Origin of the sequence: Pseudomonas sp. NPDC089918 (assembly GCF_050280605.1) — a bacterium.
Taxonomy (GTDB): Bacteria; Pseudomonadota; Gammaproteobacteria; order Pseudomonadales; family Pseudomonadaceae; genus Aquipseudomonas.
Genome location: NZ_JBNNVP010000001.1, coordinates 157988 through 182815 on the forward strand (window position 1 = coordinate 157988; position 24828 = coordinate 182815).

Below are 24828 nucleotides of genomic sequence, written 5' to 3' on the forward strand. Positions count from 1 at the left end.
GATATCAGCTCAACAACCAGCGCGACATCAGACGCGTCGTCAGCGGCATCAACCCATAGACCATACTGAATGGGATGCGGGTGAGTCCGCTGGCTTGATAGGAGCCTCCGGCGAAATCTGCGACGAGGGAACACCACGAACACGGAGCTGCCGAAGGCTGCGATCTTTTGATTTTTCAATCTGAAAAACAAAAAAGCCCCGTCCCACCTAAATGGGACGGGGCTTCTTATTGCGCATCACAATGAAACAACACCCTCACCTACTCCTGCGGATCGACCTGATCCAACACCCGATTCACCGACAACTCTGCCAGGGAAATCATCTGCTGAATGGCCAGCGCCATGTTGCATTGCGGGCCGGTGAGGCTGAAGGCCAACTCGCTGGCTATTACGTTGGCGGAAGCGAGGGTTTCGCAGCAGTGGGCCAGGAGGGTTTCTTTGTCGACGCTGGGGGCGATGATGAAGATTGAGCTGGGACGGCGGTCAGCCAGTTTTGGTTTTGAGGGGGGTGGCGACAGGTAGTAATCGAGCGCACGGATCGCGGCGTCGTGGAGTTTTTTTGAGTCGAGGCAGGAGTATGGGGAAACCGGATCGGTTTCTGCTGGTTCTGGGATTTCTGGGATTTCAGATGGGTTTTCGTCGTCGTCGAGCATTTGGAACTCCAATGGATTGGGTTCCTATGAAAATCGGGCTACCACACCCGGTCGCTGAATTGGCAGCGACGGAGGGAGGTTAGCGAGTGGGCTTCCGAAGGGCAAGGCCGGAGATGTGTAGGAAAGTTCTGAGGATGCGGTTTTCCAATTGATACTACGTGGTTGCTTATAGCTAAGACCTGCCAGTCGCGAAAGGCTGCTAACGGCCGATTCTGTTGAAAAAGTCGGCCATGGATTCCACGGCAGAAAAGTATGCGCTTGAGATTGAAATCTTTACTTTGAACAGAGGATTCCGGACTCAGATTTCGCGTAGCTGCGAGCAAAAAAAGCGTTTTCAGCAGTCAGTACGCGGGCAGTCTGGAAGGACCGACTTTTTCAACACAATCGGCCAGAAGCAAACACTCAAAGCACCTACTAAACTGGGGTCGATCTAACTCCACCAGGGTAGGAATGGATCAATGATCAATCAGATAGACATCGCAAGCTTCGGCAGCTTTTCCGGGCTAGAGTGGAAGAAAGCCGTTAGGGACAGCGGAAAAAACGTTAAGACCTTCCAGCGTCTGAATATCCTCTACGGACGCAACTACTCGGGCAAGACGACCCTTTCTCGTGTCTTTCGTGCACTGGAGACGCATAGACTCCCTTTGAACTATGTTGACTCGTCCTTCACCGTTACGGGCGACAAGGGCGCAGTCACCTGCTCGGGTCTACTGACTCACAACTATGACGTGAGGGTCTACAACCGCGATTTTGTGACTGATAACCTCAGCTTCTTGGTCAATCAGGATGGCGGTGAGATCAAGACCTTCGCCATAGTCGGTGAACAGAACAAGGAGATTGACGACGCCATTGCTTCCATCGAGGCGAAGCTGGGAAGCGTTGAGGCCAAGGCTGGCCTTCGCTTTGACCTTGAGGCAACGAGAAAAGAGCGCGACCGCACCAAGACCGAACACAGTACCGCCTTCACTGCACTGGAAGGCAAGCTGCGTTCGCATGCCGCTGAAGAGATCAAGAAGAACCTCCAGTACGGCGTTCCCGTGTACAACATCGACCACATCAGACGCGATATTGCCGCCTCTAGGAAGGTTGAGTTCGTCCCGCTGACGCTTCAGGAGCAGGCTGGCAAGCTTGCACTGCTCAAGCAAGAAGCTTTGCCTGACATAACGGACACGCTTGCCATTGCCCTTCAGTTTGATTCCTTGAAAGGCCAAGCAGAGCCAATTCTGTCCAAAGTCATCACGCCGCCCAGGCCCATTCAAGAACTACTCAACGACAGCGTATTGCAACTGTGGGTCAAGCAAGGTATCGCCCACCACCGTGATAAACGCGAAGCCTGTGCCTTCTGCCGGCAGAGCTTGCCTCATGACATTTGGCAGAGGCTAGACGAGCATTTCAGCAAGGAGTCCGGTGATCTTGAAACGGCTTTGGACAATGCCATCACCTCAACCAATGGCGAAATTGCGGCCGTCGCTGGGTTTGTTTCGTTGAGAGGCGATCAGTTTTACACGGAGGAACGTTCTGACTTTGACACGAGCAGCAAGGCGCTTGCCGATGCATTGGGCGTCTACAAGAAAGACATGGAAGCGCTCAAGAAGTCGCTGGAAACACGAAAAAGCAATCTGTTCCAAGCTGTGACACTTCTGCCGTCACTGCACGACCCCAAAGAAATTCAGAAGCATGTGGACGCCATCAATACTTTGATTGCTAAAAACAATGGGAAGACAAAGACTCTGGAAAAAGACAAGACTGCCGCCAGAGATGCGCTTCGGTTGGCTGACGTGTCTGCGTTTGCGGACGCTATTACCTATGAAACGGAATCTACCCGTATAGCGACCCTCAAGACCAGCACCGATACCGCAGGCACGGCATATACGGACGCAGAAAAGGAAATTCGTGACGCAGAGACAGAAGTCCAAACCTTAAGAGCCAAGCAGAAGGATGAGCGTAAAGGGGCCGAGCGAGTCAACTCCCTGCTCAACAACTTCTTCGGTCATGACGGCCTCAAACTTGAGCCTCGTGACAGTGCTGACAAGGCAACTGTCAAGTTCGAGATCACACGAGACGGCAAGGCCGCGTACAACCTAAGCGAAGGCGAATGCAGTTTGATTGCCTTCTGCTACTTTATTGCAAAATTAGACGATCCAGAAAGCAAAGATAAAGAACTGATAATTTACATTGACGACCCAATTTCAAGCTTGGACAGCAACCATATATTTTTTATGTTCAGCTTGATTGAGAGCTTGATCGCTAAACCAATAAAAAAACCCGATGGCTCAAACGGTTACCGCTACCAGCAGCTTTTCATTTCAACACACAACTTGGATTTTCTGAAATACCTCAAGCGTCTATCCATTCCAACGAAGAAAATACCTGCGGGTGAAGGTAAGACCAAGAGCGTTTACGATCACGAGCATTTCATGATTGAGCGCAACGGGGCAGCAAGCAATATCCTGCTTATGCCGTCTTACCTCAAAGACTACATCACTGAATTTCACTACCTGTTTCATCAGATCTATAAATGCAAAGACCAGGCTGCTGCACAAATTAGCCACGAGCCGTTCTTTGGCTTCGGCAACAATTTGCGAAAATTCCTTGAGGCTTTTCTTTTCTTCAAGTACCCCTATCATGACGACAGAAGCGACGCTTTTGAACGGATAAAAAAGTTCTTTGGAGAAGAGGAGGACACTGCCATCGCTCTTGTAAATCGCCTTAATAATGAGTTCTCTCACTTAGAAGCTGTTCCAGACAGAAGCTTTAAGCCAGTGGAAATTCCCGAGATTGCCAAAGTAGCGAACTACGTCTTGGACAAAATATATGCTTCTGATGCTGTCCAGTATAATGCCCTATTGAAAAGCATTGGCGAACCCGAACGAGTGGCTTGATGTATAAGCATTCCAGAGCATCTGCCACCAAGGTGCACAGCATCTCTGGAATGTTAAGACGTGCACTGTGAATCGCCACAAATTTTCTGGACTCTTTCGAGGGGCCGCTTTTGGCCCAGAGTGTGTAAAAACGCTTCGCCAGAATTGAAGTGCGCGCGTCTACGTTTAATCTGAAATTTATCGGCACGTCAGCAGATGTGGATTTCGCGTAGAAGCGCGATTTTCAGTCCGGTTTTGAGTACCTGTCGCGCTCAAAAACGTTTTTACACAGCCTCGGTCGAAAGCAGACATGTGAGCCGAAATGAGTATTTCTTTGCAGAAAACACTCCCCCACAAAAAAGCCCACTGACCGTCACCGATCCAGTGGGCTTTCCGATTACGCTTCTACTTACAAAGCCATATCCGTCGCAGCATTAGCCTTCGGCGCCTTGGCAGGAGCAGCCGGAGCAGCAGCCGGAGCCGCCACCTGACCAATCGCCGGCGGCGGAGTCAGCTCCAGCACCTTGGAGGTGTAAGCCCACTCTTCAGCCACTTTCGCAGGGTTGTTGTTCAGCTGAGTGCCATAGCTAGGCACGATCTGATGCAGCTTTTCTTGCCAGGCAGGCGAGGCAACCTTGTCCTTGAACACTTTCTGCAGCACGGTCAGCATGATCGGTGCGGCAGTCGATGCGCCTGGCGATGCGCCCAGCAGGCCGGCGATGGTGCCGTCAGCGGAAGCAACGATTTCGGTACCCAACTTCAGCACGCCACCAGCGGCTTCATCACGCTTGATGATTTGCACGCGTTGGCCGGCTTGCCACAGGCGCCAGTCTTCGGCTTTGGCGTTCGGGAAGTATTCTTTCAGGGCGTTGAGGCGGTCTTCGTCAGACAGCATCAGTTGGCCTGCAAGGTACTCGACCAGCGGGTATTCCTTGATGCCGACCTTGGTCATTGGCCACACGTTGTGCGTGGTCGTGGTGGTCAGCAGGTCCAGGTACGAGCCTTCTTTGAGGAACTTGGTGCTGAAGGTCGCGAATGGGCCAAACAGGATGACGCGCTTGCCGTCCAGGACACGGGTGTCCAGGTGCGGAACCGACATTGGCGGTGCGCCAACGGAAGCTTTGCCGTAGGCCTTGGCCAGGTGTTGTTCGGCCAGGGTCGGGTTTTCGGTCACGAGGAACGAGCCGCCAACCGGGAAGCCTGCGTATTCCTTGGCTTCAGGAATGCCGGACTTCTGCAGCAGGTGCAGTGCACCGCCGCCCGCGCCGATGAAGACGAACTTGGCGTCGGTTTCGGTTTTGGTGCCGTCTTTCAGGTTTTTGTAGCTGACGCGCCAGGTGCCGTCTTCATTCTTGGTGATGTCTTGCACTTCGCTAGACAGTTTCAAGTCGAATTTCGGCGTGGTTTGCAGGTGCGCGACGAACTGGCGGGTGATCTCGCCGAAGTTGACGTCGGTACCGATCGGGCTCCAGGTGGCCGCGACTTTCTGGTTCGGGTCACGCCCTTCCATCATCAGCGGAACCCACTTCTTGATGACAGCCGGGTCTTCGGAGTACTGCATGCCGGCGAACAGCGGGCTCGCTTGCAGGGCTTCGTAGCGCTTCTTCAGGAACTTGATGTTGTCATCGCCCCACACAAAGCTCATGTGCGGAGTGGAGTTGATGAACGAACGCGGGTTCTTCAGCACGCCTTGCTGAACTTGCCAGGCCCAGAACTGACGGGAGATCTGGAAGGCTTCGTTGATTTCAACGGCTTTCGGGATCTGGACGTTGCCTTTGTCGTCTTCCGGGGTGTAGTTCAACTCGGCCAGGGCGGAGTGACCGGTACCGGCGTTGTTCCAGCCGTTGGAGCTTTCCTGGGCGACGCCGTCGAGGCGCTCGACCATTTCCATCGACAGACCAGGTTCCAGCTCATTGAGCCAGACACCCAGCGTTGCACTCATGATGCCGCCGCCAATGAGCAGCACATCGACTTTCTTTGCCTCTTCCGCGTAGGCGGACGTGATCCCCATCGACAAAGCCAGCCCCAGCAGGGCCGTGTTCAGTTTCTTAAACATCTGTAGCACCTATGATAAACGCCATCCGCCCTCAATCCTCAACATGAGCAACCCAAGAGTACGGGTACGCAGGCAGCGTGCCGTGGGTTCCTACACTTACAAGGATTTGAAGGTGGGCACACAAGGCCGACGTGTCTCCATCGACCTCAGTTATATGTCCCTCGTGCACTGACTTTTTATCATTATTGGCTCAGTTACTTGAGCGACATTGATTCCGTCGGACGTCTGTGGACGTACGAACCGAATAAGTCAAACCAAGTTAATGCGACAGAATATCACGCCTCGGCCAGCCTGCGCGCCCGAAAGGACTCAACAGTCTAGTCGGGACGAGGTCCGCTCACGGCGTCTTTGCTCAAACGATCAAGCACAAACGCCTTGGCGTTGCGCGTCATTTGGTCAAGATGCCGGTCGCGTTGCTTCTCTGCATCGATCATCGCCCGCTTGCCGTGTTTGTGCAGCAGATACGTATGTATCTGCCGCACCTCCAGAGAACTGTAGATAGATGTGACATCCAGTAAGCCCATCAAGCCTTCGGTGCCGTGATCACGGGTGTTCATCAGCACCTGAGTGCCACGCACGCCCAGCACCTGGAAGCCCATCGATTCGAACCAGGGCACCTTGGCGACGGTGCAGGTCAGTTCGGCATGCGGGTAGCGATCGAGCATGTCTTGCAGCATCGCCCGGGCAACGCCCCGCCGCCGCTGGCCGGCCTGCACCGCCATGTACGCCACGCCGCACGCCTCAGGGTCGTCCTTGACCGGCAGGTACAGCAGAAAGCCGATGACCTGCTCAGGGTCTTCATCATCCGTGGCGACGATCAGTTCGACCGCAATGCCTTTGGTGCCACTGAGCGCTTCGAGGTAGAGATGAACCTCATAGCCCACCGCGTATTGATAGACGTTGTACAACGGGTTGCTCGGCGCGATGCCCACCATGCTGATGTCGGTCAGGTTGTCGACGACCATCTGCAGAATCTGGCTGTTGATGGGCTCTGGGCATGGGGTGGCAAAGTGGGTGAGCTGGGGCATTGCGTTTTAGACTCCGGGTTAAGCCCGCTATTGTCACAGATCGAGCCCTCGCAGGAAAATCAACGCTCGGGCGCGACGATGCGGAAGCGGATGTTGATGTCGTTGGAGACAACATTGTCCGCCCACTCCCCTTCGCCGATCTTGAAGTCCCTGCGTTTCACAATGATGTCGCCATCGAAGATGCCAATGGCCTTCTCCGGCTTCAGCAGCACCTTCACCTGCAACTCACGCGTCATGCCCCTGAGCGTGAGGTTGCCGGTGATCAAGTAGCGATGGTCGCCCAGCGCTTTCACCCCGGTTGATTCAAAGGTCGCCACTGGATACTCCGCCGTGTTGAACCAGGCAGGCTTTTGCAGCTCGCTGTTGGCATCGCTGCCCCCGGCGTCGATGCTGGCAAGGTCGATGGTCAGCTTGGCGTGGGCCGCGGTGGGGTTCGCCGTGTCGAAATCGATTGTGGCGTCGAACTTGCCGAAGGTGCCATACGCCCTGGAGCCGAACTGGTTATAGGTGAACGAGATCTTGCTGGCGGTGGTGTTCACCTGGGTGTATTCGACGGCGTGGGCGCAGGGCAAGGTGCCGACCAGGAGAATGGCGAGCAATGCGGCGAAACGCGGGAATCGAGGGGGCATGGGATTCTCCGGTTGAAGCGCCCTTCAGGGATTGAAGTACCGCACCGACGTGGCTGCGATAGCTGGACTTAAGCAAATAATCGTTGGTTACGCTAGGTCCGGGAATAAATGCGATCTGTAGCAGCTGTCGAGCCCCGGCGAGGCTGCGTTCGGCTGCGAAGCAGTCGTAAAATCAGAAACTGCGGTACATCAGGTAGACCGCGTCAGCCGGATTCACGACTGCTTCGCAGCCGAACGCAGCCTCGCCGGGGCTCGACAGCTGCTACCGGCGAACGCAGGCTTCGCCAGCTGCTACAAGGGTTGCGTAGCGGCTTATTACGAATAAGCCCCAATCATCCACTTCACTTTTTCCAGCGCCTCCCTTAATGCCCCCATCTCCACCGAGCCCAGCGCCAGACGAAACGCATGTGGGACGTTGGCCGAAGTGGCGAACGGTTCGGCGGTGGAAACCGAGACGTTTTCGCGCATCAACGCCATGGCGATCTGATCGGCCCTTGCGTCTTCCGACAACGGCAGCCAAAGAAAATACGACGAGGGATGGCGAATGCAGCGCAGCCCCGCCAGTACCTCGCCGGCCACGACTTGCCTCGCTTGCGCGTCCTGGCGCTTCTCGGCTTCCAGTTGCATGACGGTGCCGTCGTCGAGCCATGCAGTGGCGATTGCCGTCATCACGCCCGGAGTATTCCAGGTCGTCGCTTTGATCGTGCGCTCCAGCGCGGACACGTGTTGAAGGGGGGCGACGACGAAGCCGACGCGCAGTCCGGTGGCCACACTTTTGGAGAGGCCTGACACGTAAACCGTTCTCTCAGGGGCTAGGTCCGCCAGCGGTGCGGGGGGATTTTCCGCCAGGAAGGCGTAAGCGGCGTCCTCAATGATCAGCAGCCCATGACGGCGAGCAATCGTCACCAGACAGTCGCGTTGATCGGCACTCATCACCCATCCCAGCGGATTGTGCAGGGTCGGCATCGTGTACACGGCCCGCACGCGCCTGTGCCGGCACAGGCTTTCCAGCGCCTCCAGATCAGGGCCATGATCGAGCACCAGAATGGGCACGATTTCAAGGTGCAGTGAGTCGGCCAGGGCCTTGAATCCTGAATAGGTCAAGGCATCCGCCGCAATCACGTCACCGGGTTGCAATAGCGCCATCATGGTCACGGCCAGCCCCTGCTGGGCACCGGTGACGATCAGCACCTGCTCCGCCTCAACCGCCAGGCCTCGGACGCGCAGATGGCGCGCCACCGAGGCGCGTTCATGTGGGCGCCCCGCGTGTGGCTGGTAGCGCAGCAGCGATTCCAGATCGCCGGCCGATGAGAGCTGGCGCAGGGCATTTCGTAGCAGTTCTGCTTGCCCGGGAAGCGCTGGATAGTTGAAGTTCAGGTCCGTCATGCCAGCGGCAACGCTATGCTGGTCGATACTCTGACCCGGTGACCACGAGGTTTCCCTCACAAAGGTGCCCCGCCCCATTTCCCCGCTGACCAGGCCCATGGCTTCCAGCTCCGCGTAAACCCGGCTAGCTGTCACCAGCGCCAGGCCTTCCGTTGCCGCCAACTGGCGGTGGGTCGGTAGGCGCGTGCCTGGCAACAATCGTCCTGAGCGGATATCCGCGGCGAATTCATCCACCAGTGATTTGTAGCGTGAACGAGGCATGCGCAAGTGTATCCATGACAATATTTTGATTGTATTGAGTTTCGTCCATAGGATGCCTCCCATGCAACCGGCATAAAGGGAGTCCTCAATGGAACGCACATCGAATCTGCAAACCCACACCACGGAAAAGACCGCGAGCGGCTGGCTCAACGGGTTCATCGGCGTGCTCATTTTCAGCGGCTCGCTGCCAGCGACACGGGTGGCCGTTCTGGAGTTTGACCCGGTCTTTTTGACGGTTGCCCGAGCCAGTATCGCTGCCCTTCTGGCGCTGTGCATGCTGCTGCTCTTCAACGAAAAACGGCCAGCCAAGAGTCAGCTTCTCTCCCTGGCAATCGTGGCCTTGGGCGTTGTATTCGGGTTTCCGCTGCTGACGGCGCTGGCGCTGCAATATGTGACGTCTGCGCACTCCATCGTCTTCGTAGGCCTGTTGCCACTGGCCACGGCAGCCTTCGGGGTCTGGCGCGGTGGCGAGCGTCCCCGGCCGGTGTTCTGGTTCTTCTCGGTGCTGGGAAGCCTGCTGGTGGTGGGTTTTGCCGTTTCCCAAGGCCTGACCGCCTCTCCTGCGGGGGACATTCTGATGTTGCTGGCCATCCTCGCCTGCGGATTAGGCTATGCAGAAGGCGCGAAGCTTTCAAGAACACTGGGCGGCTGGCAGGTGATTTCCTGGGCCCTGGTACTGTCGCTTCCCGTCATGGTCCCGCTGACCTGGTTCCTGGCCCCTCCTTCGCTCTCGGGAATCACCCCGACCGCATGGTTCAGCCTGGCTTATGTTTCGCTGTTCAGCATGTTTCTCGGCTTCGTGTTCTGGTATCGCGGGCTGGCCCAGGGCGGGATTGCCGCCGTCGGTCAACTTCAGCTGCTACAGCCGTTTTTTGGCCTGGCGCTGGCGGCCACGCTGCTGCATGAGCAGGTCAGCCTTGGCATGTTGGGTGTGACTGTTGCGGTGATTCTTTGCGTGACCGGTGCGCGCAAGTTCTCGAGATAGACGGCTCGCCGCCACAAACCGACTGTTGGTTGGCCTGGCGGCCGCAGGAATACTAACCTTTTAAGGTAAGGCCTGAATCTGTCGTGGTGGACCGGCCTCCGAGACGTTCCCGGCCCACCGCAGTGCTCGATAGGAGGAATGAAAAATGGCCAATTTCGAGAAGAAAATGCCGGTGCAGACCGACGACGAAAAAACCGATCAGCAACCGACGGTGGCAGACCCTTGGCGGCCCCTGGAAAAACTGCGCCAGCAGGTCGATCACCTGTTCGAAGACTTCAATCGTGGCTCGGGGTTGACCCCTTTCCGGCGGGGGCTGTTCGATGTCGAACCGTTCTGGAGTCGGGATTTTATCGGCCGCAGCCTGCCTGCGGTGGACATTACCGAGAAGGATGAAAGCTTCGAAATCACCGCCGAACTGCCGGGCATGGATCAGGAAAATATCGACATCAAATTGTCCAATGGCAACCTGATCATCAAGGGTGAAAAGAAAGAGGACAAGGAAGAAAAAAGAAAGGGCTATCACTTGTCAGAGCGTCACTATGGCTCCTTCCAGCGGGCATTCAGCCTGCCCAAAGGCGTCGATGCCGACAAGATCGAAGCGAACTTCAGTAAAGGTGTGCTGAGCATTTCGCTGCCGAAGAAGCCCGAAGCCATGAACGCGGACAAAAAGGTGCAAATCAAATCAAGCTGAATCGCCCTTCGCGCGACAGAAAGCCCCTTGCCGGGAAACCGGCCAGGGGCTTTTTTGTGGTCGCGACGGCGCCAGGCAGAACCTGTCAGTCGACCCGGGGCAATGGCTTGACGATCGTCAGACTGGAGGGCGACCGGTTCAACACACTTTCGGCCGTACTGCCGATGAAAATATCGATCCCGCGATGGTAGGTTGTCCCCAGTACTACCATGTCGAAGGCATGTCGTTGTGCAAAATGTGCGATCACCTCAGGGGGGATCCCAGGCAGTAGATGTTGCTGTTGTTTCTCGATTCCGTAGCGCTCGGCAAGCACCTCGAAGGCCTCCAGCTGAGCATCGATGACCGCGTCTCTCAAACTGCCATCCAGTGTCGCTGTCGGCACGTTCACCTCAGACTCCCCCAACTCCGACCAGCCGTCGACGTTGAGCAGGTGCAAGGTGGCGCCGCAGGATTCAGCCAGCGTCGAGGCCAGGTCGAGAATCCGGTCATTAAGCCCTTGGGTCAGCGCCTCCAGATGGGACAGGTCGACGGTTGCGAGTATGCTCAACGGGTTTGGATTTGCGGCATCGGTGACCAGGTGCAAAGGGGCCGGACAGTTGCGCAGCAACTGCCAGTCCAGAGGCCGGTGAAAGGCGCGATCGAGTGCCGACACGCGATGTGTGTCCTTGATCACCAGGTCCGCATGGAAGTCGTTCACGTACTCAAGCAGATGCGCCAGGCTCGGTCTGGCCCAGACCACTTCAGTGGTCACCTGCAACCCTTCGCATCGTTGAAACCGGGCTTGCTGCTCCAGCCAGTGACGATGCACCTGCAAGTAACCTTCCCGCGCCTGAGCCATCGCGTCGTGGTCAAACAGGCCGGCCACCGCCAGTGCCTGGACATGATCGAAAGCGACGATATGCAACATTGCACCGGTTGCACAGGCCAGGGCTCGCGCCCGATCGAAAGCCGGGGTGCGGACCATTTCGGTCGGGGCAATCAATAGCAGACGTTGAATTTTCACCACTACTCTCCTTGCAACATCGGCAATTGCATCGCGCGGGCCAACATGGCGGCCCGGTCGAACGCCGGAGTACGAGTCATGGCGAAAGGAGCGATCAGCAGTAAACGCTGTGTCTGCGACATAGGGCACCTCGGCGCACGGCCATCTCGATGCAATGGGTAGAACCACAGAGTGAGCGCTTCAGAACCAGGGGATTTGATCTTTGTCAGCTATAGGGTCGACCGTTCTTCTGAATCGTCAGTTTGCTGGAAACAAACCCGAAAGCGGCTCTACAACGCCCCCCCACCACACGTCGGGGCGCATGCTGCATCACTCGCCAGGTTGATAAAGATCAATCCCGCTTCCCCCGTCAGTGACAGGATAAAAAACAGGGCCTCGGTGCCCAAACGCATGGGTGCCATGGAGCACAGGTGTTTCCGCAGTTTTTGACAGGAGCTTTGTCATGTCTGAGCAATTACGCTTCATGCTGGTCGTCTCGCCGCTCATGGAAAACAGCCCCGCGTTCGATCGGGCCGCCGCGTTGGCCAAGGCCGCGGGCGCGGCCCTGCACATCGTCGCCTTCGATTACCTGGAAGGCTTGGCAACGGCCAGCCTGGTCAATGAACAAGTGCAGGAGCAGATGCGGCTCGGGTATGTCGAGCGCCATCGCCAGTGGCTCGAAGAACAGGCCCGTCCCTTGCGTAAAATCGGTGTGCCTGTCACCACTGAGGTGGTTTGGGTAGAAAGACCGTTGCAGGAAATCCTCGTTCACCTCAAAGAACAGCCGATGGCAGTCCTGATCAAGGCTCTGGAGTACGAGTCGCTGCTGTCACGGATCATGTTCACGCCCCTGGATATTCATCTGCTGCGCGAATGCCCGGTTCCGCTGCATTTTGTCAGCCATGTGCAGCACGCGTTGCCACGCAAGATCGTCGCCGCGGTCGATCCCTTCCACAGCAATACTCAGTACAAGGATTTCAACGACAGGATTCTTCGCGAGGCGTCAAAACTGGCCAGTACCTGCAACGCCGAGCTCGATGTTATCTATGCCCATGACCTGTCATCGATCAGCGCGGACGAGTTCGATTTCGACAACAGCTCGACGTTTTTCTCTTCAGGCAAAGCCAAGACTCTGTTCGACGCACAGGGCGATGCCTTCCGCGAATTGGCCGAACGCAACGGTATTGCGCCGGAGCAACAGCATATGATCATGGGCAACCCGGCCAAGGTCCTTACCCATTACGCCGATGCGTACAACGTCGATGTGATTGTCATGGGCCGGGTCGGCCATCGTGGCATGGGTCGACTGGTGGGCAGCACCGTGGAGCATCTGCTGTACAAAATGCCGTGCAGTGTATGGGTGGTTTCACCTGAAGATCTGTAGAGAGACGCTGCGACAGCGCTCGGACCACGTCTTCAAGGTGAGGGCGAGCGATAGTGTGGCTGCCAGACTCAACTGCCTTGCTCATCTTTTCCCCGGCCCTTTGCCGGAAAACCGGCCAAGGGGTTTATTGTCAGAGTGATGAGCTTGAGGGCTGATCGAGGGGGGTTAATTCAACACTGTCGCGGTACTCCGGCACCGAAACCGACCAGCCCAGTTCCAGACTGATACGCCGACGCAGTACATCCGAGGCATTCGGTTCCCCGTGCACCACATAGGTGTGTTTCGGCGGCCGTTTGAACCCGCGCAACCACTGCATGATTTCATCCGCATCGGCATGCGCGGACAGGGTTTGCATCGGTACCACTTCAGCCCGGATCGGCACGTCTTGGCCGTGGATACGCACCGATGGCGCACCGGCGATGATCTGCGCACCACGGGTACCGCCCGCCTGGAAGCCCGGCACCAGCAACGTGTTCAACGGGTTGGGTGCCAGTGCCTTGAGGTGATGAAGTACGCGCCCACCGGTGGCCATGCCGCTGGCGGCGATGATCACCGCCGGGGTGCGTTGCTGGTCCAGTCCGATAGAGTCTTGGGTCGAGCGCACGAAATGCGCGACATGGCACATGCCTTCGCATTCCTGCGGTGACAACCGGTGCTCGCTGCGAAAACGCTGGTACAGGCGCGTGACGTCGGTGGCCATGGGGCTGTTGAGGTAGATCGGCAGGTCCGGGATCGCTCGCTTCTGGACAAGCCTGTACAGGTAATACATCAGCAATTGCGCACGTCCGACTGCAAACGATGGCACCAGCGTGATGCCGTGGCGCAAAGCGGTGCGGGTGATGACCTGCGCCAGTTGCTCCTCCGGGGATTCAACAGGGTGCTGTCGGTCACCGTAAGTCGACTCCACCAGCAGGTAATCGGTCTGCTCGATGATTTCCGGGGCGAACATCAATGGATCGTTCGGCCGCCCCAGGTCCCCGGAACACACCAGCGTCATGCCATCGGCCACCACTTCCACCGTGGCGGCGCCCAGTATGTGTCCGGCGCAGCGCAACAGGATGCTCATGCCCGGAACAATCCCGACCCGGTGGTGCAACTCCACCGGATGCAACAGTTTCAGCGCCTGCTCGGCGTCTTGCTCGGTATAAAGCGGCAGCGCCGGAGTGTGTTTGGAGAAGCCATGGCGATTGGCAAACTCGGCCTCTTCTTCCTGCAAGCGGCCACTGTCACGCAGCAGGATTTTCACCAATTCACAGGTCGCGGGGGTGGCATACACCGGCCCGCGATAACCGTTGCGCACCAGCACCGGTAAATAGCCACTGTGATCCAGATGGGCATGGGTCAGCACGATGGCGTCGAGGTCGCGAATCGGTACCTGGAAACGGTCCCAGTTGTGCAGACGCAGTTGTTTATAGCCTTGGAATAAACCACAGTCGATCAGCACATGGTGGTCGTGATGTTCCAGCAGGTACTTGCTGCCGGTCACCGTGCCCGCCGCACCGAGAAATGTCATTCGCATCGTCATTTCCTCAAGCCAGGTAACGCTTTACCCGACGGATAAACGCTTATCCATGGTTTTCCCTCGGTTCATCGCCGCAGGGAAGTGTCAGGCTGTGATGAACAGTATCTGGCGTTATCGCCGCGGGGCTCTGATTTTTGTCAACTAATGACTGGCGAGTGATAGCCGGACGCACTCACAGAAGCCTTGTTGATTTAGCTCAATGTCTTGATGTCGTTCCAGTGTAGAAAAAACTGATCGGGCCAGGCTTGCGTCCGTTGTAATCCACGCATCAGACAGAGGGCATCACCATGAGCGACTTGAGTTTGCGTCAACATATTCTGGAAGAGCTTGAATTCCAGCCTGATATCGATGCTGCCAACATCGGTGTGACCGTGGACAACGGCGTCGTCACGCTCTCCGGGCACGTCAAGAGCTACATGCAGAAAATCAACGCAGAACGCGCGGTAAAAAGCATCAAAGGAGTACGCGCGCTGGCCGAGGAAATTCAGGTCAGATCATTTGCTGCTCGCCTGAGTCAATGATCTGGGGAAATCGTGGATCGCACCGGCCGCGTTTCACTGGAGGGGCATGATGCTCGCGGTCACATTGATCAATACGCTGGTGGTGATCGTCGCCGTGGTGATCCACTACGAATGCCTGTTACGCCTCAATGACTGGTTGCCGAGGCTTAAACTCTGGAGCCGCTTCAGGATTGTCGTCGGGGTGTTCGGTGCTCTGCTGGCCCATGCCATAGAGGTGTGGTGCTTCGCGCTGGTTTATTACCTGATGGTGCGCTCCGGAGAATGGGGCAGCCTGATTGGCAACTTCGATGGTTCACTGATGGACTGCGTGTACTTTTCATTCACCACGTACACAACAATCGGTTTCGGCGATATTTCACCCGTGGGCAACCTCAAGTACCTGACGGGTCTGGAGGCCCTGACCGGTCTGGTACTCATCACCTGGACGGCATCCTTTCTGTTTATCGAAATGCAGAAGTACTGGAAGCGCAAATAACCCGCAGCCCTTCCCTTGCACGGATCGACTGAGACCGGCTTTTCCTTAGCGTCTGTCGAGATAACGGAACAGTTCCTCCTCCTGGTCAAAGTGCAGTTGCACAAGGGTATCCAGACGAATCAACTGGTGCTGAATCTCATCGGCGCAAGCCGTTGCAGGGTCGGCACTGAAGTCAGCGCTCATGCGCGCCAGCACATGGATAAGGCGAAAGATCTCTCGATGGGCATGGCTCAATGCCGACAAGGGGTCCTCACCCTGCATGCTTCGTGTCAGCAGCGGGTACAGGTTTTTTTCATCTTCGCGTTCATGGAGGGCCAGTGAGGCTTGCAGCTTATCCACCAGTTCACCCAAGTCGGCCTGTGCTTGCTCAAGTGGACGCAGGGCAAAGTCATTTGCCATCTTGTGCAGATCGCTCAGCACCGTGGAAAGCTGATCGTGTTCATCCTGCAGGCGATCGATATGCTCCCCGGCAAGCTGTTGGTGCAGACCTCGCGACGGCATCAATGCACGCAGAGCATTGATAATGATCACCACGTCGATGCCTTCCTGCACAATGGCGCCGATAAGCGGCGGCAGGTAACCGAAGGCCGCCACAACCATGGCCAGCACGGACATGCTCATGCCGACCAACACGCCTTGGCGGGCGATGTGACGGGTGCGGCGGGCAATGTCCAGCGCCTCTACCAGGCGATCCAGGCGATCCACCAGCAGCACAACCCCCGCGGCTTGCGCAGAGGCCGTGGCACCGCTGGCCCCCATCGCCACACCGACATGGGCCGCCGCCAGTGCGGGGACATCGTTAATGCCATCGCCCACCATCAGCGTGCTGGCGCGCAGGCAGCCTTCCTGGACCGCACGCACTTTATCCTCAGGGGTCAACCCGGCACGCAGCTCGTCAATACCGGCAGACAGCGCAATCATCTCGGCGGTTTCCAGGCGATCACCCGTGAGCATGACGATTCTCTGGATGCCTCTGTTGCGCAGTCGACGCAGGGTTAGCGGGGTTTCCCGACGCAGGTTGTCCGAGAAAACCAGCAAACCGGCGAGTGCCCCATCCACTTCAATGAAACTGCCACTGCACGCCAGGTAATCCATGTGGCGCAGCATGGTTGTGGCCCAGCCAGGCACAGGCATGTCTTTATGAACAAACGACAAGGTGCCGAAGCGCACTCGCAGGCCATCGATCAGCCCGCAAAGACCCGCGCCCGGAATCTCCTCAACGTCCTGCGGCAGGCTGAGCGGCAATCCACGCTGATAGGCCGCTGTGACAATGGCTTGGGAAATCGGGTGCGTCGAGGCCTGCGCCAGCGAAGCGGCCAGGCCAAGCAGGCGCTGCGGATCGAACGCTCCGTTGGTTTCAATCGACTGCAGACGGGCATGGCCGCTGGTCAGCGTGCCGGTCTTGTCGAGAAACACCTGCTTGACCCCGGCCAGCGCTTCCAGGGTCACGCCGTCCTTGATCAGGATCCCGCGCCGCGCCGCCCTGGAGATACCTGACATGATCGCGATCGGCACCGCCAGAATCAAAGGGCAAGGTGTGGCCACCACCAAAACCGCCAGCGCTCGCAAAGAATCTCCACTCATGTGCCAGGCGATCCCGGCAATCAGCAATGTCAGAGGAATGAAGAGCAATGCATAACGGTCGGCCAGACGCACGAAAGGCGCGCGCGAGCGTCGTGCGGCTTCGGCCAGGCGCACCACCCCGGCATAGGTGCTCTGCGCTGCCGTTCGCGTGGCAGCCAGGAGAATGGGTGCACCGACATTGGTCACGCCACTGGGCAATTGCTCCCCTGCCTGGCGGGTGACCGGCAGTGACTCACCGCTGAGCGCCGATTCGTCCAGAATGGCTGTAGAACTGAGGAGACAGCCATCGACCGGTACCACCTCCCCCAAGCGCACAAGCAGTGTCTGCTGCGGTTGGATCTGCTCAACCGGTATCTGCCGTAAATCGCCACTTTCTTGCAGCCAGGCAAAGCGTGGCGCCCGGTCTACCAGCGCACGCAGCTCGCGTTCGGCGCGTTGTTTGGTAAAAAACTCCAGGATGCGACCTGACGCCAGCATCAAGGCAATCACCGCCGCCACCAGCGTCTGTTCAAAAAACAACGCCGCTGCAATCGACAGCAGTGCAATCAGATCTACACCGGCCTCGCGTCGGGCCAGGCGCCTGGCAATCTCGACGAGCAACACCAGGGCCATCACCAGACTGCCTGCGGCCCAGAAAGTCGATGCCCAGTCAGACTTCCCGACGACCTGCGCAATGCCCCCGACCAGCAGGGTCAGGGTGGTGAGCAGCAATAGAGCCGGATCCAGCCACTTACCGAGCATTGATGTGAGTTCCTACACGCGACATGAATGGATAGAGCTTAGGACTCGAATGCCCGGCATGTTCGCAATGCGTCATCGGTATTGATCAGTATCGGCTTGATTATTTCGGTGGGTGGCGCCCTGCTCGCCTGGACGCTGCTAGCGACCGAATCGGTGTTTACCCCGGCCAGGGAAAACGTCATGCCGGGGCGCTCGCCGTGGAGAACAGCCAGGGTGTGCCGGCCAATGCGCTGTGGATCACCAATGGCTGCATTCAACTGTTCCTGCTGCTGACGCTGTATTCACCTTTCCATTTGGCGTATGACAAGCATCAGACGGTGGGGGTCGACGCTGGACGACTACCGTGCAAATACCGCTCGAACCAGTCGCCAGCCAGCCTGGCGACTGTTTCAATCGCGCCTGTTTCTTCAAAAAGATGCGTAGCGCCCGGCACGACTTCCAGACATTTCTCACACCGCAAGGCATGACTGCTTTGCACATTCAGATTGATCACCACCGGATCTTGCTCACCGACAATCTGCAGGGTCGCAGCCTTCACGCGGGCCAGCGCCGCACCCGCAAGGTCGGTCCGCCCTCCTCGGCTCACCACGGCATGCACCCGGTCCGCACGCTCGGCCGCTGCCATTAGCGCCGCAGCGGCACCGGTGCTGGCGCCGAACAATCCGATCCGAAGCTGTTGCAGTTCGGCATCCTGGCCAATCCAGTCGATCACCTTCACCAACCGCCCGCAAAGCAGTGCGATATCGAAACGCAGCTCCCGTGTCTGATTATCCAAGTGTTGCTCCGGTTCCGTGAGCAGGTCGAACAGTAATGTGCCCAGCCCTCGCCGGGCCAGCGACTCGGCAACTTGTTGATTACGCGGGCTTGAACGACTGCTACCGCTGCCATGGACGAAGACCACCAGGCCGACAGCGTTCTTGGGCAGACGCAGGTCGGCAGACAGCGCCACGTCCCCCAGGTCCAGCTTTCGATAGCGAGCCTCAATCATTTCAATCCTCTTCTCCAGCCTGTGGGCAGCCGACGTCTTCACTGAATCACCAGTTTAGATTCCGCTCCTGAAGATTCGTTGCTGTCCACTGGTCCTCCCAGGCGCATGCCCCACACAGCCCTTACGCTATGATTCACCCATCGGCTCTGGACGGGAGACTGCCATGCCTGACCTGCCTGCGAGTCAGCGGTTGCGCTTGTACGACAGCGATGAACTCGAATTGGTGCTGCAGGCAATGGCGCGCCAGGCCGCAACCCTGTTGCCGCCCGCTCAAGCGGCATTGGTCGGCATCCAGCGCCGTGGTGAGCCTCTGGCACAGCGTTTACGGCAACATCTGTCACGTCAGACCGGCCAGCCAGAACTGCCTCTCTACCCACTGAAGGTCAAGCGCTATGCCGATGACCTCAAGGTGCTGCATGCACACACGGCACTGACCGAGAACCCGCTTCTCAACACGCTGGACCTTGCCAATACCACCCTGCTGGTTGTCGATGATGTGCTGTTTGAAGGCCATTCGCTCCTGCGCACCTGCGCGTACCTGGCGCAACTCGGTGCTCGTCAGGTCTACACGGCAGTACTGGTCGACCGGCATGTCTGCCAGCAGCCGATCCATGCCGATGTTGTCGGCGTGCACCTGCAAGTTGCCGCCCATGACATCGTCGAATGCAACGTGCCGCCCTACGAAATGGAGTTTTGCATTGAAGTGCTGCGTCATGGCGCAGCGCTTCACCCGCGAGGGAGAAGCTGAAGCAGGCTATCTTTAGTAAAGGGGTCGGTCGCTGGCCTGCAGAAACAGGGTGTCGCTTTTCAATGACTTTTCATCCCCTGGGCGTGGAACAACCCTGACCGCGCGGTAGCGGCCCGTTATAAACGACCCTGCGTTCCCACTCCGAGCCAAGGCCATGAAAAAGAACGACCAGTGGAATCTGTCCTACTTCGCGATCGCTTTTATCGTGCTGAGCCTCGCACAGATTTTCTTCGGTGAGCGCCAGGCGGTGCAGCCCCTCCCGTACAGCCAATTCCTGCAACTGTTGAACGAGCAAAAAGTCAGTGATTTGCGGGTCGATAAGGACCAGATCAGCGGCAAGTTGCAAGAGCCCATCGACGGACGCGAGCGGTTCTCCACCGTGCGGGTCGACCCGGCGCTGGCGACCGAACTCTCTCAATCGGGCGTCGGTTTTACCGGAACCACCGAAAACACCTTTTTGAACAGCCTGTTGGGCTGGTTGTTACCGTTTGTCCTGATCATGGTGTTCTGGAATTTCCTGTTTCGCGGGATGGCCGACAAACAAGGCCTTGGCGGGCTGATGAATGTCGGTAAGTCCCGGGCCAAGGTGTTTGTAGAACGCGACACCGGGGTCACCTTCGCCGATGTCGCGGGCATCGACGAAGCCAAGGCCGAGTTGGTGGAGATCGTCTCGTTCCTCAAGGACAAGGCCAAGTACGCACGCCTGGGCGCACACATTCCCAAAGGCACCTTGCTGGTGGGCCCGCCAGGCACCGGCAAGACGCTGGTGGCCAAAGCCATCGCAGGGGAAGCCGGTGTGCCGTTTTTCTCGATCTCCGGCTCCGAGTTCGTCGAGATGTTCGTCGGGGTCGGCGCAGCCCGGGTCCGCGACCTGTTCGAGCAGGCCAGGCAGGCGGCGCCCTGCATCATCTTCATCGATGAACTCGACGCATTGGGCAAGATGCGCGGCGTCGGTACGCTGGGCGGCAATGACGAAAAAGAACAGACCCTCAATCAGTTACTGGCCGAGCTGGACGGCTTCGATCCCCGTGAGGGCGTGGTGTTGCTGGCCGCGACCAACCGGCCAGAGGTCCTCGATCCGGCGTTGTTGCGGGCCGGGCGCTTCGACCGGCAGATTCTGATCGACCGCCCCGATCGCAAAGGGCGGGAGGCGATCCTCAAGGTCCATCTCAAGAAAGTCATTGTGGAGCCAGGGCTTGATGGCGCACGTATCGCCGAGATCACCACCGGTTTCACCGGCGCCGACCTGGCCAATCTGGTTAACGAAGCGGCCATCGTCGCCACTCGACGCGGCGCCGAAGCGGTCAGCCTGAACGATTTCACCGCGGCCGTAGAGCGCCTCATCGCGGGGCTCGAACGCAAAAGCAGCCTGCTCGATCCCGACGAGCGCCGAGTAGTGGCCTATCACGAAATGGGGCATGCTCTGGCCGCCAGCACGCTGCCGGCGATGGATCCGGTGCATAAAGTGTCGATCGTGCCCCGCGCCATCGGCTCGCTCGGCTATACCCTGCAACGACCGACCGAGGATCACTTCCTGATCAGTTGCCAGACCCTCAAGGACCGGATTGTCGTGCTGATGGCCGGGCGCGCCGCCGAAGACCTGGTCTATGGCCAGATCTCCACCGGAGCCGCCGATGATCTGGGCCGCGCGACTGATATCGCCCGCCAATTGATCACCCGGTTCGGCATGAGCGCCGAACTCGGACAATCGGTGCTGGAGCGGCAAAACGCAACGTACCTGGGAGACCGCATGGCCACGGTGGGCGAGAAGGATTATTCGGAACAGACCGCCCGGGAAATCGACCTGGGTATCCGCGCCCTGCTCGATGAAGCCTACCAACGGGCCAAGGCATTGCTGGAGAGTCGTCGGGCCGACCTGGATGAGGGGGCCCGCCTGTTGCTGGAAAAGGAAACCCTCACCCCCGAGGAATTCCCGCCGCTGATGCCACTCAAGCCTGCCCCGGCATTACCGAAACTGTGATAACCATCAAGCCCGGTTATCCGGCGCCGGTGTCCATTGCCACTGCATCACTTCGGGCATGTCTTGCCCGTGTTCGATGAGATAAAGCTTGTGCTTCTCCATCGTCGCCCAGTAGCGCGCCCGGGCGGTCTGGAGCTGATCATGCAGCCGGGGCACGCGCTCGATGACATCCAGTGCCAGCTGATACCGATCCAGGTTGTTGAGCACCGCCATGTCGAACGGTGTGGTGGTAGCCCCCTCGTCCTTGAAGCCGCGGACATGAAAGTTTTCGTGATTGGTGCGCTTGTACAGCAGTCGGTGGATCAGCGCGGGATAGCCGTGGAAGGCGAAAATCACGGGCCGGTCGACGGTGAACAGTTCATCGAATGCGTTGTCCGCCAAACCGTGGGGATGGTGGTACGACGGTTGCAGGACCATCAGATCGACGACATTGATCACCCTCACCCGCAAATCCGGCACGTATTCGCGCAGCAAGGTGACCGCGGCCAGGGTTTCAAGGGTCGGAACGTCGCCGGCACAGGCCATGACCACGTCGGGATCGCTATCATCCTGGCAGGCCCAGTCCCACCGTCCGATACCGACCTGGCAATGACGAATCGCCGCATCGATATTCAACCATTGCCATTCCGGTTGCTTGCCGGCCACGATCACGTTGACGTAATTGCGGCTTCTGAGGCAATGATCGGCCACCGACAAGAGGCAATTGGCGTCGGGCGGCAGATAGATCCGGACCACGTCCGCGGTTTTGTTCGCCACCAGATCAATGAACCCCGGATCCTGGTGGGAGAAGCCGTTATGGTCCTGGCGCCAGACATGAGACGTGAGCAAATAGTTGAGCGAGGCAATGGGTTTGCGCCATGGCACTTCAGCGGCGGTTTTCAGCCATTTGGCATGCTGGTTGAACATCGAGTCGACGATGTGGATGAACGCCTCGTAACAGGAAAACAGCCCATGCCGGCCCGTCAGCAAATAGCCTTCGAGCCAGCCTTCGCAAACCTGTTCGCTCAGAATCTCCATTACCCGGCCATCGGCTGCCAGATTGACGTCGTCGACGCCCAGCGGCTCCATCCATGCCTTGGCGCTGACTTCATACACCGCATCCAGCCGGTTCGAGGCGGTTTCGTCCGGACCGAACAGACGAAAATTGCTCGACGTCAGATTGTCTTTCATCACGTCTCGCAAAAACGTCCCCAGCACCCGTGTCGCTTCTGCGCGCAAACCACCGGGAACCTCGATGTTCACCGCATAGTCGGTGAACCGCGGCAGCTCCAGCGGTCGCAACAGCAGCCCACCGTTGGCGTGGGGATTGGCACTCATTCGCCGATGGCCGGTCGGCGCCAGGGCGGCGATTTCGGGGAGCAAGGTGCCATTGGCGTCAAACAGCTCGTCAGGGCGGTAGCTGTAGAGCCATTCCTCCAATTGCCGCAAGTGTGTGGGTTGCTGGAAATCGGCCAGCGGGACTTGATGCGCGCGCCAGGTGCCTTCGACCCGACGACCATCGACGAATTTCGGTCCCGTCCAGCCCTTGGGCGTGCGTAATACCAGCATCGGCCACAAGGGCCGTTCCGGTGGGCGGGTTTGCGGCCGTTGGCGCGCGATCCGCTGAATTTCACGAATATCCAGCACCATGGTGTCCAGCGTCCTGGCCAGGGCTTGATGAACCTCTGCCGGGTCATCGCCCTCGACGAAATACGGATCGTAGCCATAGCCATACATCAACGCCGATAGCTCCTCCTCGCTGATGCTGGAAAGCACGGTCGGGTTGGCGATTTTGTACCCGTTCAGATGCAAAATCGGCAGCACCGCCCCGTCACGCGCCGGGTTGAGAAACTTGTTGGAGTGCCAACTGGCCGCCAACGTCCCGGTTTCGGCCTCGCCGTCGCCAATGACACACGCCACCATCAAATCCGGGTTATCGAACGCGGCGCCGTAGGCATGGGCCAGGCTATAGCCCAGCTCGCCTCCTTCATGGATCGACCCCGGAATCTGCGCTGAAACATGGCTGGAAATGCCGTAGGGCCAGGAAAACTGCCGGAACAGTCGGGTCAGACCGTTGGTGTTGCACCCCACCGACGGATTGAATTCGGTGTACGTCCCTTCCATGTAGGTCTGGGCCACGACCGCCGGGCCGCCATGCCCGGGGCCGGCGATGAAGATCATGTTCAGGTCGTGGGTCGTGATCAGGTGGTTGAGGTGCGTATAGATCAGGTTCAACCCCGGCGTCGTGCCCCAATGCCCCAGTAGCCGTGGCTTTACATGCGCCAGCGTCAGCGGCTCCTTCATCAGCGGGTTGTCCTTGAGGTAGATCTGCCCGACCGCCAGATAGTTGGAGGCCCGCCAGTAGGCATCCAGCCCTTCCAGTTGCTCGGCACTCAAAAAATCGCTCATGACGTTCTCCGCAAGGGGCTCGGTATACCGATAAACATGCGCCAATTCTGGGAGTCTGCAACGCGCAAGACTTGATTTACATCAAGTCCTGCGCCGGCCGCCCCGTCCCGACGAGGACGAGCCTTTTCCCGCTCGTCGATTGCCCCCGTAAACGCCCGATTGAAGTTGCGATCCAAACTATCCTTTACCCACTATCAGGGGCTACATGCGATGCCCGAAACCCGACCCTATCAACATCATTATCTGAAGGCCGCGTGCTCCAACTGCAGCGTCCTGGAGTTGTGCCTGCCGATCGGCTTGACCGGCCAGGAGGTCGAGCGGCTGGATACCCTGATCGTTCAACGGGTAAAGGTTAAAAAAGGCGCCGCCCTGTACCGGGCCGGTGATCCGTTGCGCTCGCTGTATGCAGTACGCATTGGTGCATTCAAGACCAGCATGCTGTCGGTCGATGGCCGCGAGCAGGTGACCGGTTTTCAGATACCCGGCGAAATGCTCGGTCTGGACGCCATCAGCGACGATCGGCACGCCTGCAGCGCCTTTGCCCTGGAAGACAGCGAAGTCTGCCCCCTGCACTACGCACAACTGGAGAAACTCGCCCAGGAACTGCCCTCACTGCAACACAACATGAACAAGCTCCTGAGCCGGGAGATCGTGCGTGATCACAGCATGCTCATGATGATGGGTAACATGAACTCCGATGAACGCCTGGCAGCCTTCCTGCTGAACCTGTCGCAACGGCTGAGCATTCGCGGGTACTCGTCCAGAGACTTCGTGCTGAAAATGCGCCGTGAAGAGATCGGCTCGTATCTGGGCCTGCGCCTGGAAACCATCTGTCGGGGCATCGCTCATCTGCGGGATCAGGGGTTGGTCGAGATTTCCGGGCGTAATGTCAAAGTCCTGAATCTGGAGGGGCTCAAGCAATTGGTCGTCGGCTGTCACCGGCAGTCGCCCCCCTGACGCCCCAG

Annotated in this window: 18 protein-coding genes and 1 pseudogene; 9 read left to right on the forward strand and 10 right to left on the reverse strand. The window is 58.2% G+C overall.

Going from position 1 to position 24828, the window contains the following annotated elements; genetic code table 11:
- Positions 1-259 precede the first annotated feature (259 nt).
- Positions 260-652: a DUF6124 family protein gene (locus tag ACQKPC_RS00725; RefSeq protein WP_427622767.1), complete on the reverse strand. Its 393-nt coding sequence runs from the start codon at positions 650-652 to the stop codon at positions 260-262.
- 458 nt (positions 653-1110) lie between these two features.
- Here ACQKPC_RS00725 and ACQKPC_RS00730 point away from each other — a divergent pair, with 458 nt between their 5' ends.
- Positions 1111-3534, forward strand: a complete 2424-nt coding sequence (locus tag ACQKPC_RS00730) for an AAA family ATPase (protein ID WP_427622768.1) — start codon at positions 1111-1113, stop codon at positions 3532-3534.
- A 388-nt stretch (positions 3535-3922) separates the two neighbouring features.
- Here the strand turns inward: ACQKPC_RS00730 and mqo are convergent, their stop codons facing one another.
- From mqo to ACQKPC_RS00750, 4 genes are all read right to left on the reverse strand, one after another.
- Positions 3923-5569: a malate dehydrogenase (quinone) gene (mqo, locus tag ACQKPC_RS00735; RefSeq protein WP_427622769.1), complete on the reverse strand. Its 1647-nt coding sequence runs from the start codon at positions 5567-5569 to the stop codon at positions 3923-3925.
- Between the two features lie 317 nt (positions 5570-5886).
- A complete protein-coding gene (locus ACQKPC_RS00740; protein WP_427622770.1) occupies positions 5887-6597 on the reverse strand; it encodes a GNAT family N-acetyltransferase in 711 nt (236 codons plus the stop codon).
- 59 nt (positions 6598-6656) lie between these two features.
- Positions 6657-7226, reverse strand: a complete 570-nt coding sequence (locus ACQKPC_RS00745; RefSeq protein ID WP_427622771.1) for a YceI family protein — start codon at positions 7224-7226, stop codon at positions 6657-6659.
- 315 nt (positions 7227-7541) lie between these two features.
- Positions 7542-8873 carry a PLP-dependent aminotransferase family protein gene (locus ACQKPC_RS00750; RefSeq protein ID WP_427622772.1) on the reverse strand — a complete coding sequence of 444 codons (1332 nt, stop codon included), beginning with the start codon at positions 8871-8873 and terminating at the stop codon, positions 7542-7544.
- Positions 8874-8961: 88 nt separating this feature from the next.
- On the opposite strand from ACQKPC_RS00750, the gene ACQKPC_RS00755 reads away from it, so the two are divergent.
- Positions 8962-9858, forward strand: coding sequence for a DMT family transporter (locus ACQKPC_RS00755; RefSeq protein WP_427622773.1), 897 nt, complete (start codon positions 8962-8964; stop codon positions 9856-9858).
- A 145-nt stretch (positions 9859-10003) separates the two neighbouring features.
- Positions 10004-10549 carry an Hsp20/alpha crystallin family protein gene (locus ACQKPC_RS00760; protein ID WP_427622774.1) on the forward strand — a complete coding sequence of 182 codons (546 nt, stop codon included), beginning with the start codon at positions 10004-10006 and terminating at the stop codon, positions 10547-10549.
- A gap of 85 nt (positions 10550-10634) precedes the next feature.
- On the opposite strand, the gene ACQKPC_RS00765 is transcribed toward ACQKPC_RS00760, so the two are convergent.
- Positions 10635-11552, reverse strand: coding sequence for a universal stress protein (locus tag ACQKPC_RS00765; RefSeq protein ID WP_427622775.1), 918 nt, complete (start codon positions 11550-11552; stop codon positions 10635-10637).
- Between the two features lie 442 nt (positions 11553-11994).
- Here ACQKPC_RS00765 and ACQKPC_RS00770 point away from each other — a divergent pair, with 442 nt between their 5' ends.
- Positions 11995-12915 carry a universal stress protein gene (locus ACQKPC_RS00770; RefSeq protein WP_218394550.1) on the forward strand — a complete coding sequence of 307 codons (921 nt, stop codon included), beginning with the start codon at positions 11995-11997 and terminating at the stop codon, positions 12913-12915.
- Between the two features lie 130 nt (positions 12916-13045).
- Here ACQKPC_RS00770 and ACQKPC_RS00775 read toward each other — a convergent pair whose 3' ends face one another.
- A complete protein-coding gene (locus tag ACQKPC_RS00775) occupies positions 13046-14434 on the reverse strand; it encodes an MBL fold metallo-hydrolase RNA specificity domain-containing protein (RefSeq protein ID WP_427622776.1) in 1389 nt (462 codons plus the stop codon).
- 290 nt (positions 14435-14724) lie between these two features.
- Between ACQKPC_RS00775 and ACQKPC_RS00780 the strand changes: the two are divergent.
- A pseudogene (locus ACQKPC_RS00780) lies at positions 14725-14931 on the forward strand (BON domain-containing protein); the annotation flags it as partial.
- 76 nt (positions 14932-15007) lie between these two features.
- Complete coding sequence (locus ACQKPC_RS00785) at positions 15008-15433, forward strand: potassium channel family protein (protein WP_427622879.1); 426 nt, start codon at positions 15008-15010, stop codon at positions 15431-15433.
- 45 nt (positions 15434-15478) lie between these two features.
- Here ACQKPC_RS00785 and ACQKPC_RS00790 read toward each other — a convergent pair whose 3' ends face one another.
- Both ACQKPC_RS00790 and ACQKPC_RS00795 read right to left on the reverse strand, forming a co-directional pair.
- On the reverse strand, positions 15479-17758 hold the full coding sequence (locus ACQKPC_RS00790; RefSeq protein ID WP_427622777.1) for a heavy metal translocating P-type ATPase: 2280 nt from the start codon (positions 17756-17758) through the stop codon (positions 15479-15481).
- Positions 17759-18068: 310 nt separating this feature from the next.
- Positions 18069-18746: a dienelactone hydrolase family protein gene (locus tag ACQKPC_RS00795; protein ID WP_427622778.1), complete on the reverse strand. Its 678-nt coding sequence runs from the start codon at positions 18744-18746 to the stop codon at positions 18069-18071.
- Between the two features lie 163 nt (positions 18747-18909).
- Between ACQKPC_RS00795 and ACQKPC_RS00800 the strand changes: the two genes are divergently transcribed.
- Positions 18910-19494, forward strand: a complete 585-nt coding sequence (locus ACQKPC_RS00800) for a phosphoribosyltransferase family protein (protein WP_427622779.1) — start codon at positions 18910-18912, stop codon at positions 19492-19494.
- Positions 19495-19648: 154 nt separating this feature from the next.
- A complete protein-coding gene (gene ftsH, locus ACQKPC_RS00805) occupies positions 19649-21475 on the forward strand; it encodes an ATP-dependent zinc metalloprotease FtsH (RefSeq protein ID WP_401173320.1) in 1827 nt (608 codons plus the stop codon).
- A 6-nt stretch (positions 21476-21481) separates the two neighbouring features.
- Here the strand turns inward: ftsH and ACQKPC_RS00810 are convergent, their stop codons facing one another.
- On the reverse strand, positions 21482-23863 hold the full coding sequence (locus ACQKPC_RS00810; protein ID WP_427622780.1) for a phosphoketolase family protein: 2382 nt from the start codon (positions 23861-23863) through the stop codon (positions 21482-21484).
- Between the two features lie 210 nt (positions 23864-24073).
- Here ACQKPC_RS00810 and fnr point away from each other — a divergent pair, with 210 nt between their 5' ends.
- Positions 24074-24820, forward strand: a complete 747-nt coding sequence (gene fnr / locus ACQKPC_RS00815; RefSeq protein WP_218394541.1) for a fumarate/nitrate reduction transcriptional regulator Fnr — start codon at positions 24074-24076, stop codon at positions 24818-24820.
- The last annotated feature ends 8 nt before the right edge of the window (positions 24821-24828 follow it).

Coding starts and splice junctions, on each gene's coding strand:
- ACQKPC_RS00800 (WP_427622779.1), top strand. CDS start 18,910: ATGCCTGACCTGCCTGCGAGTCAGCGGTTGCGCTTGTACGACAGCGAT.
- ACQKPC_RS00785 (WP_427622879.1), top strand. CDS start 15,008: ATGCTCGCGGTCACATTGATCAATACGCTGGTGGTGATCGTCGCCGTG.
- ACQKPC_RS00750 (WP_427622772.1), bottom strand. CDS start 8,873: ATGCCTCGTTCACGCTACAAATCACTGGTGGATGAATTCGCCGCGGAT.
- ACQKPC_RS00760 (WP_427622774.1), top strand. CDS start 10,004: ATGGCCAATTTCGAGAAGAAAATGCCGGTGCAGACCGACGACGAAAAA.
- ACQKPC_RS00790 (WP_427622777.1), bottom strand. CDS start 17,758: ATGCTCGGTAAGTGGCTGGATCCGGCTCTATTGCTGCTCACCACCCTG.
- ACQKPC_RS00810 (WP_427622780.1), bottom strand. CDS start 23,863: ATGAGCGATTTTTTGAGTGCCGAGCAACTGGAAGGGCTGGATGCCTAC.
- ACQKPC_RS00725 (WP_427622767.1), bottom strand. CDS start 652: ATGCTCGACGACGACGAAAACCCATCTGAAATCCCAGAAATCCCAGAA.
- ACQKPC_RS00745 (WP_427622771.1), bottom strand. CDS start 7,226: ATGCCCCCTCGATTCCCGCGTTTCGCCGCATTGCTCGCCATTCTCCTG.
- ACQKPC_RS00770 (WP_218394550.1), top strand. CDS start 11,995: ATGTCTGAGCAATTACGCTTCATGCTGGTCGTCTCGCCGCTCATGGAA.
- fnr (WP_218394541.1), top strand. CDS start 24,074: ATGCCCGAAACCCGACCCTATCAACATCATTATCTGAAGGCCGCGTGC.
- ACQKPC_RS00795 (WP_427622778.1), bottom strand. CDS start 18,746: ATGATTGAGGCTCGCTATCGAAAGCTGGACCTGGGGGACGTGGCGCTG.
- ftsH (WP_401173320.1), top strand. CDS start 19,649: ATGAAAAAGAACGACCAGTGGAATCTGTCCTACTTCGCGATCGCTTTT.
- mqo (WP_427622769.1), bottom strand. CDS start 5,569: ATGTTTAAGAAACTGAACACGGCCCTGCTGGGGCTGGCTTTGTCGATG.
- ACQKPC_RS00775 (WP_427622776.1), bottom strand. CDS start 14,434: ATGCGAATGACATTTCTCGGTGCGGCGGGCACGGTGACCGGCAGCAAG.
- ACQKPC_RS00740 (WP_427622770.1), bottom strand. CDS start 6,597: ATGCCCCAGCTCACCCACTTTGCCACCCCATGCCCAGAGCCCATCAAC.
- ACQKPC_RS00730 (WP_427622768.1), top strand. CDS start 1,111: ATGATCAATCAGATAGACATCGCAAGCTTCGGCAGCTTTTCCGGGCTA.
- ACQKPC_RS00755 (WP_427622773.1), top strand. CDS start 8,962: ATGGAACGCACATCGAATCTGCAAACCCACACCACGGAAAAGACCGCG.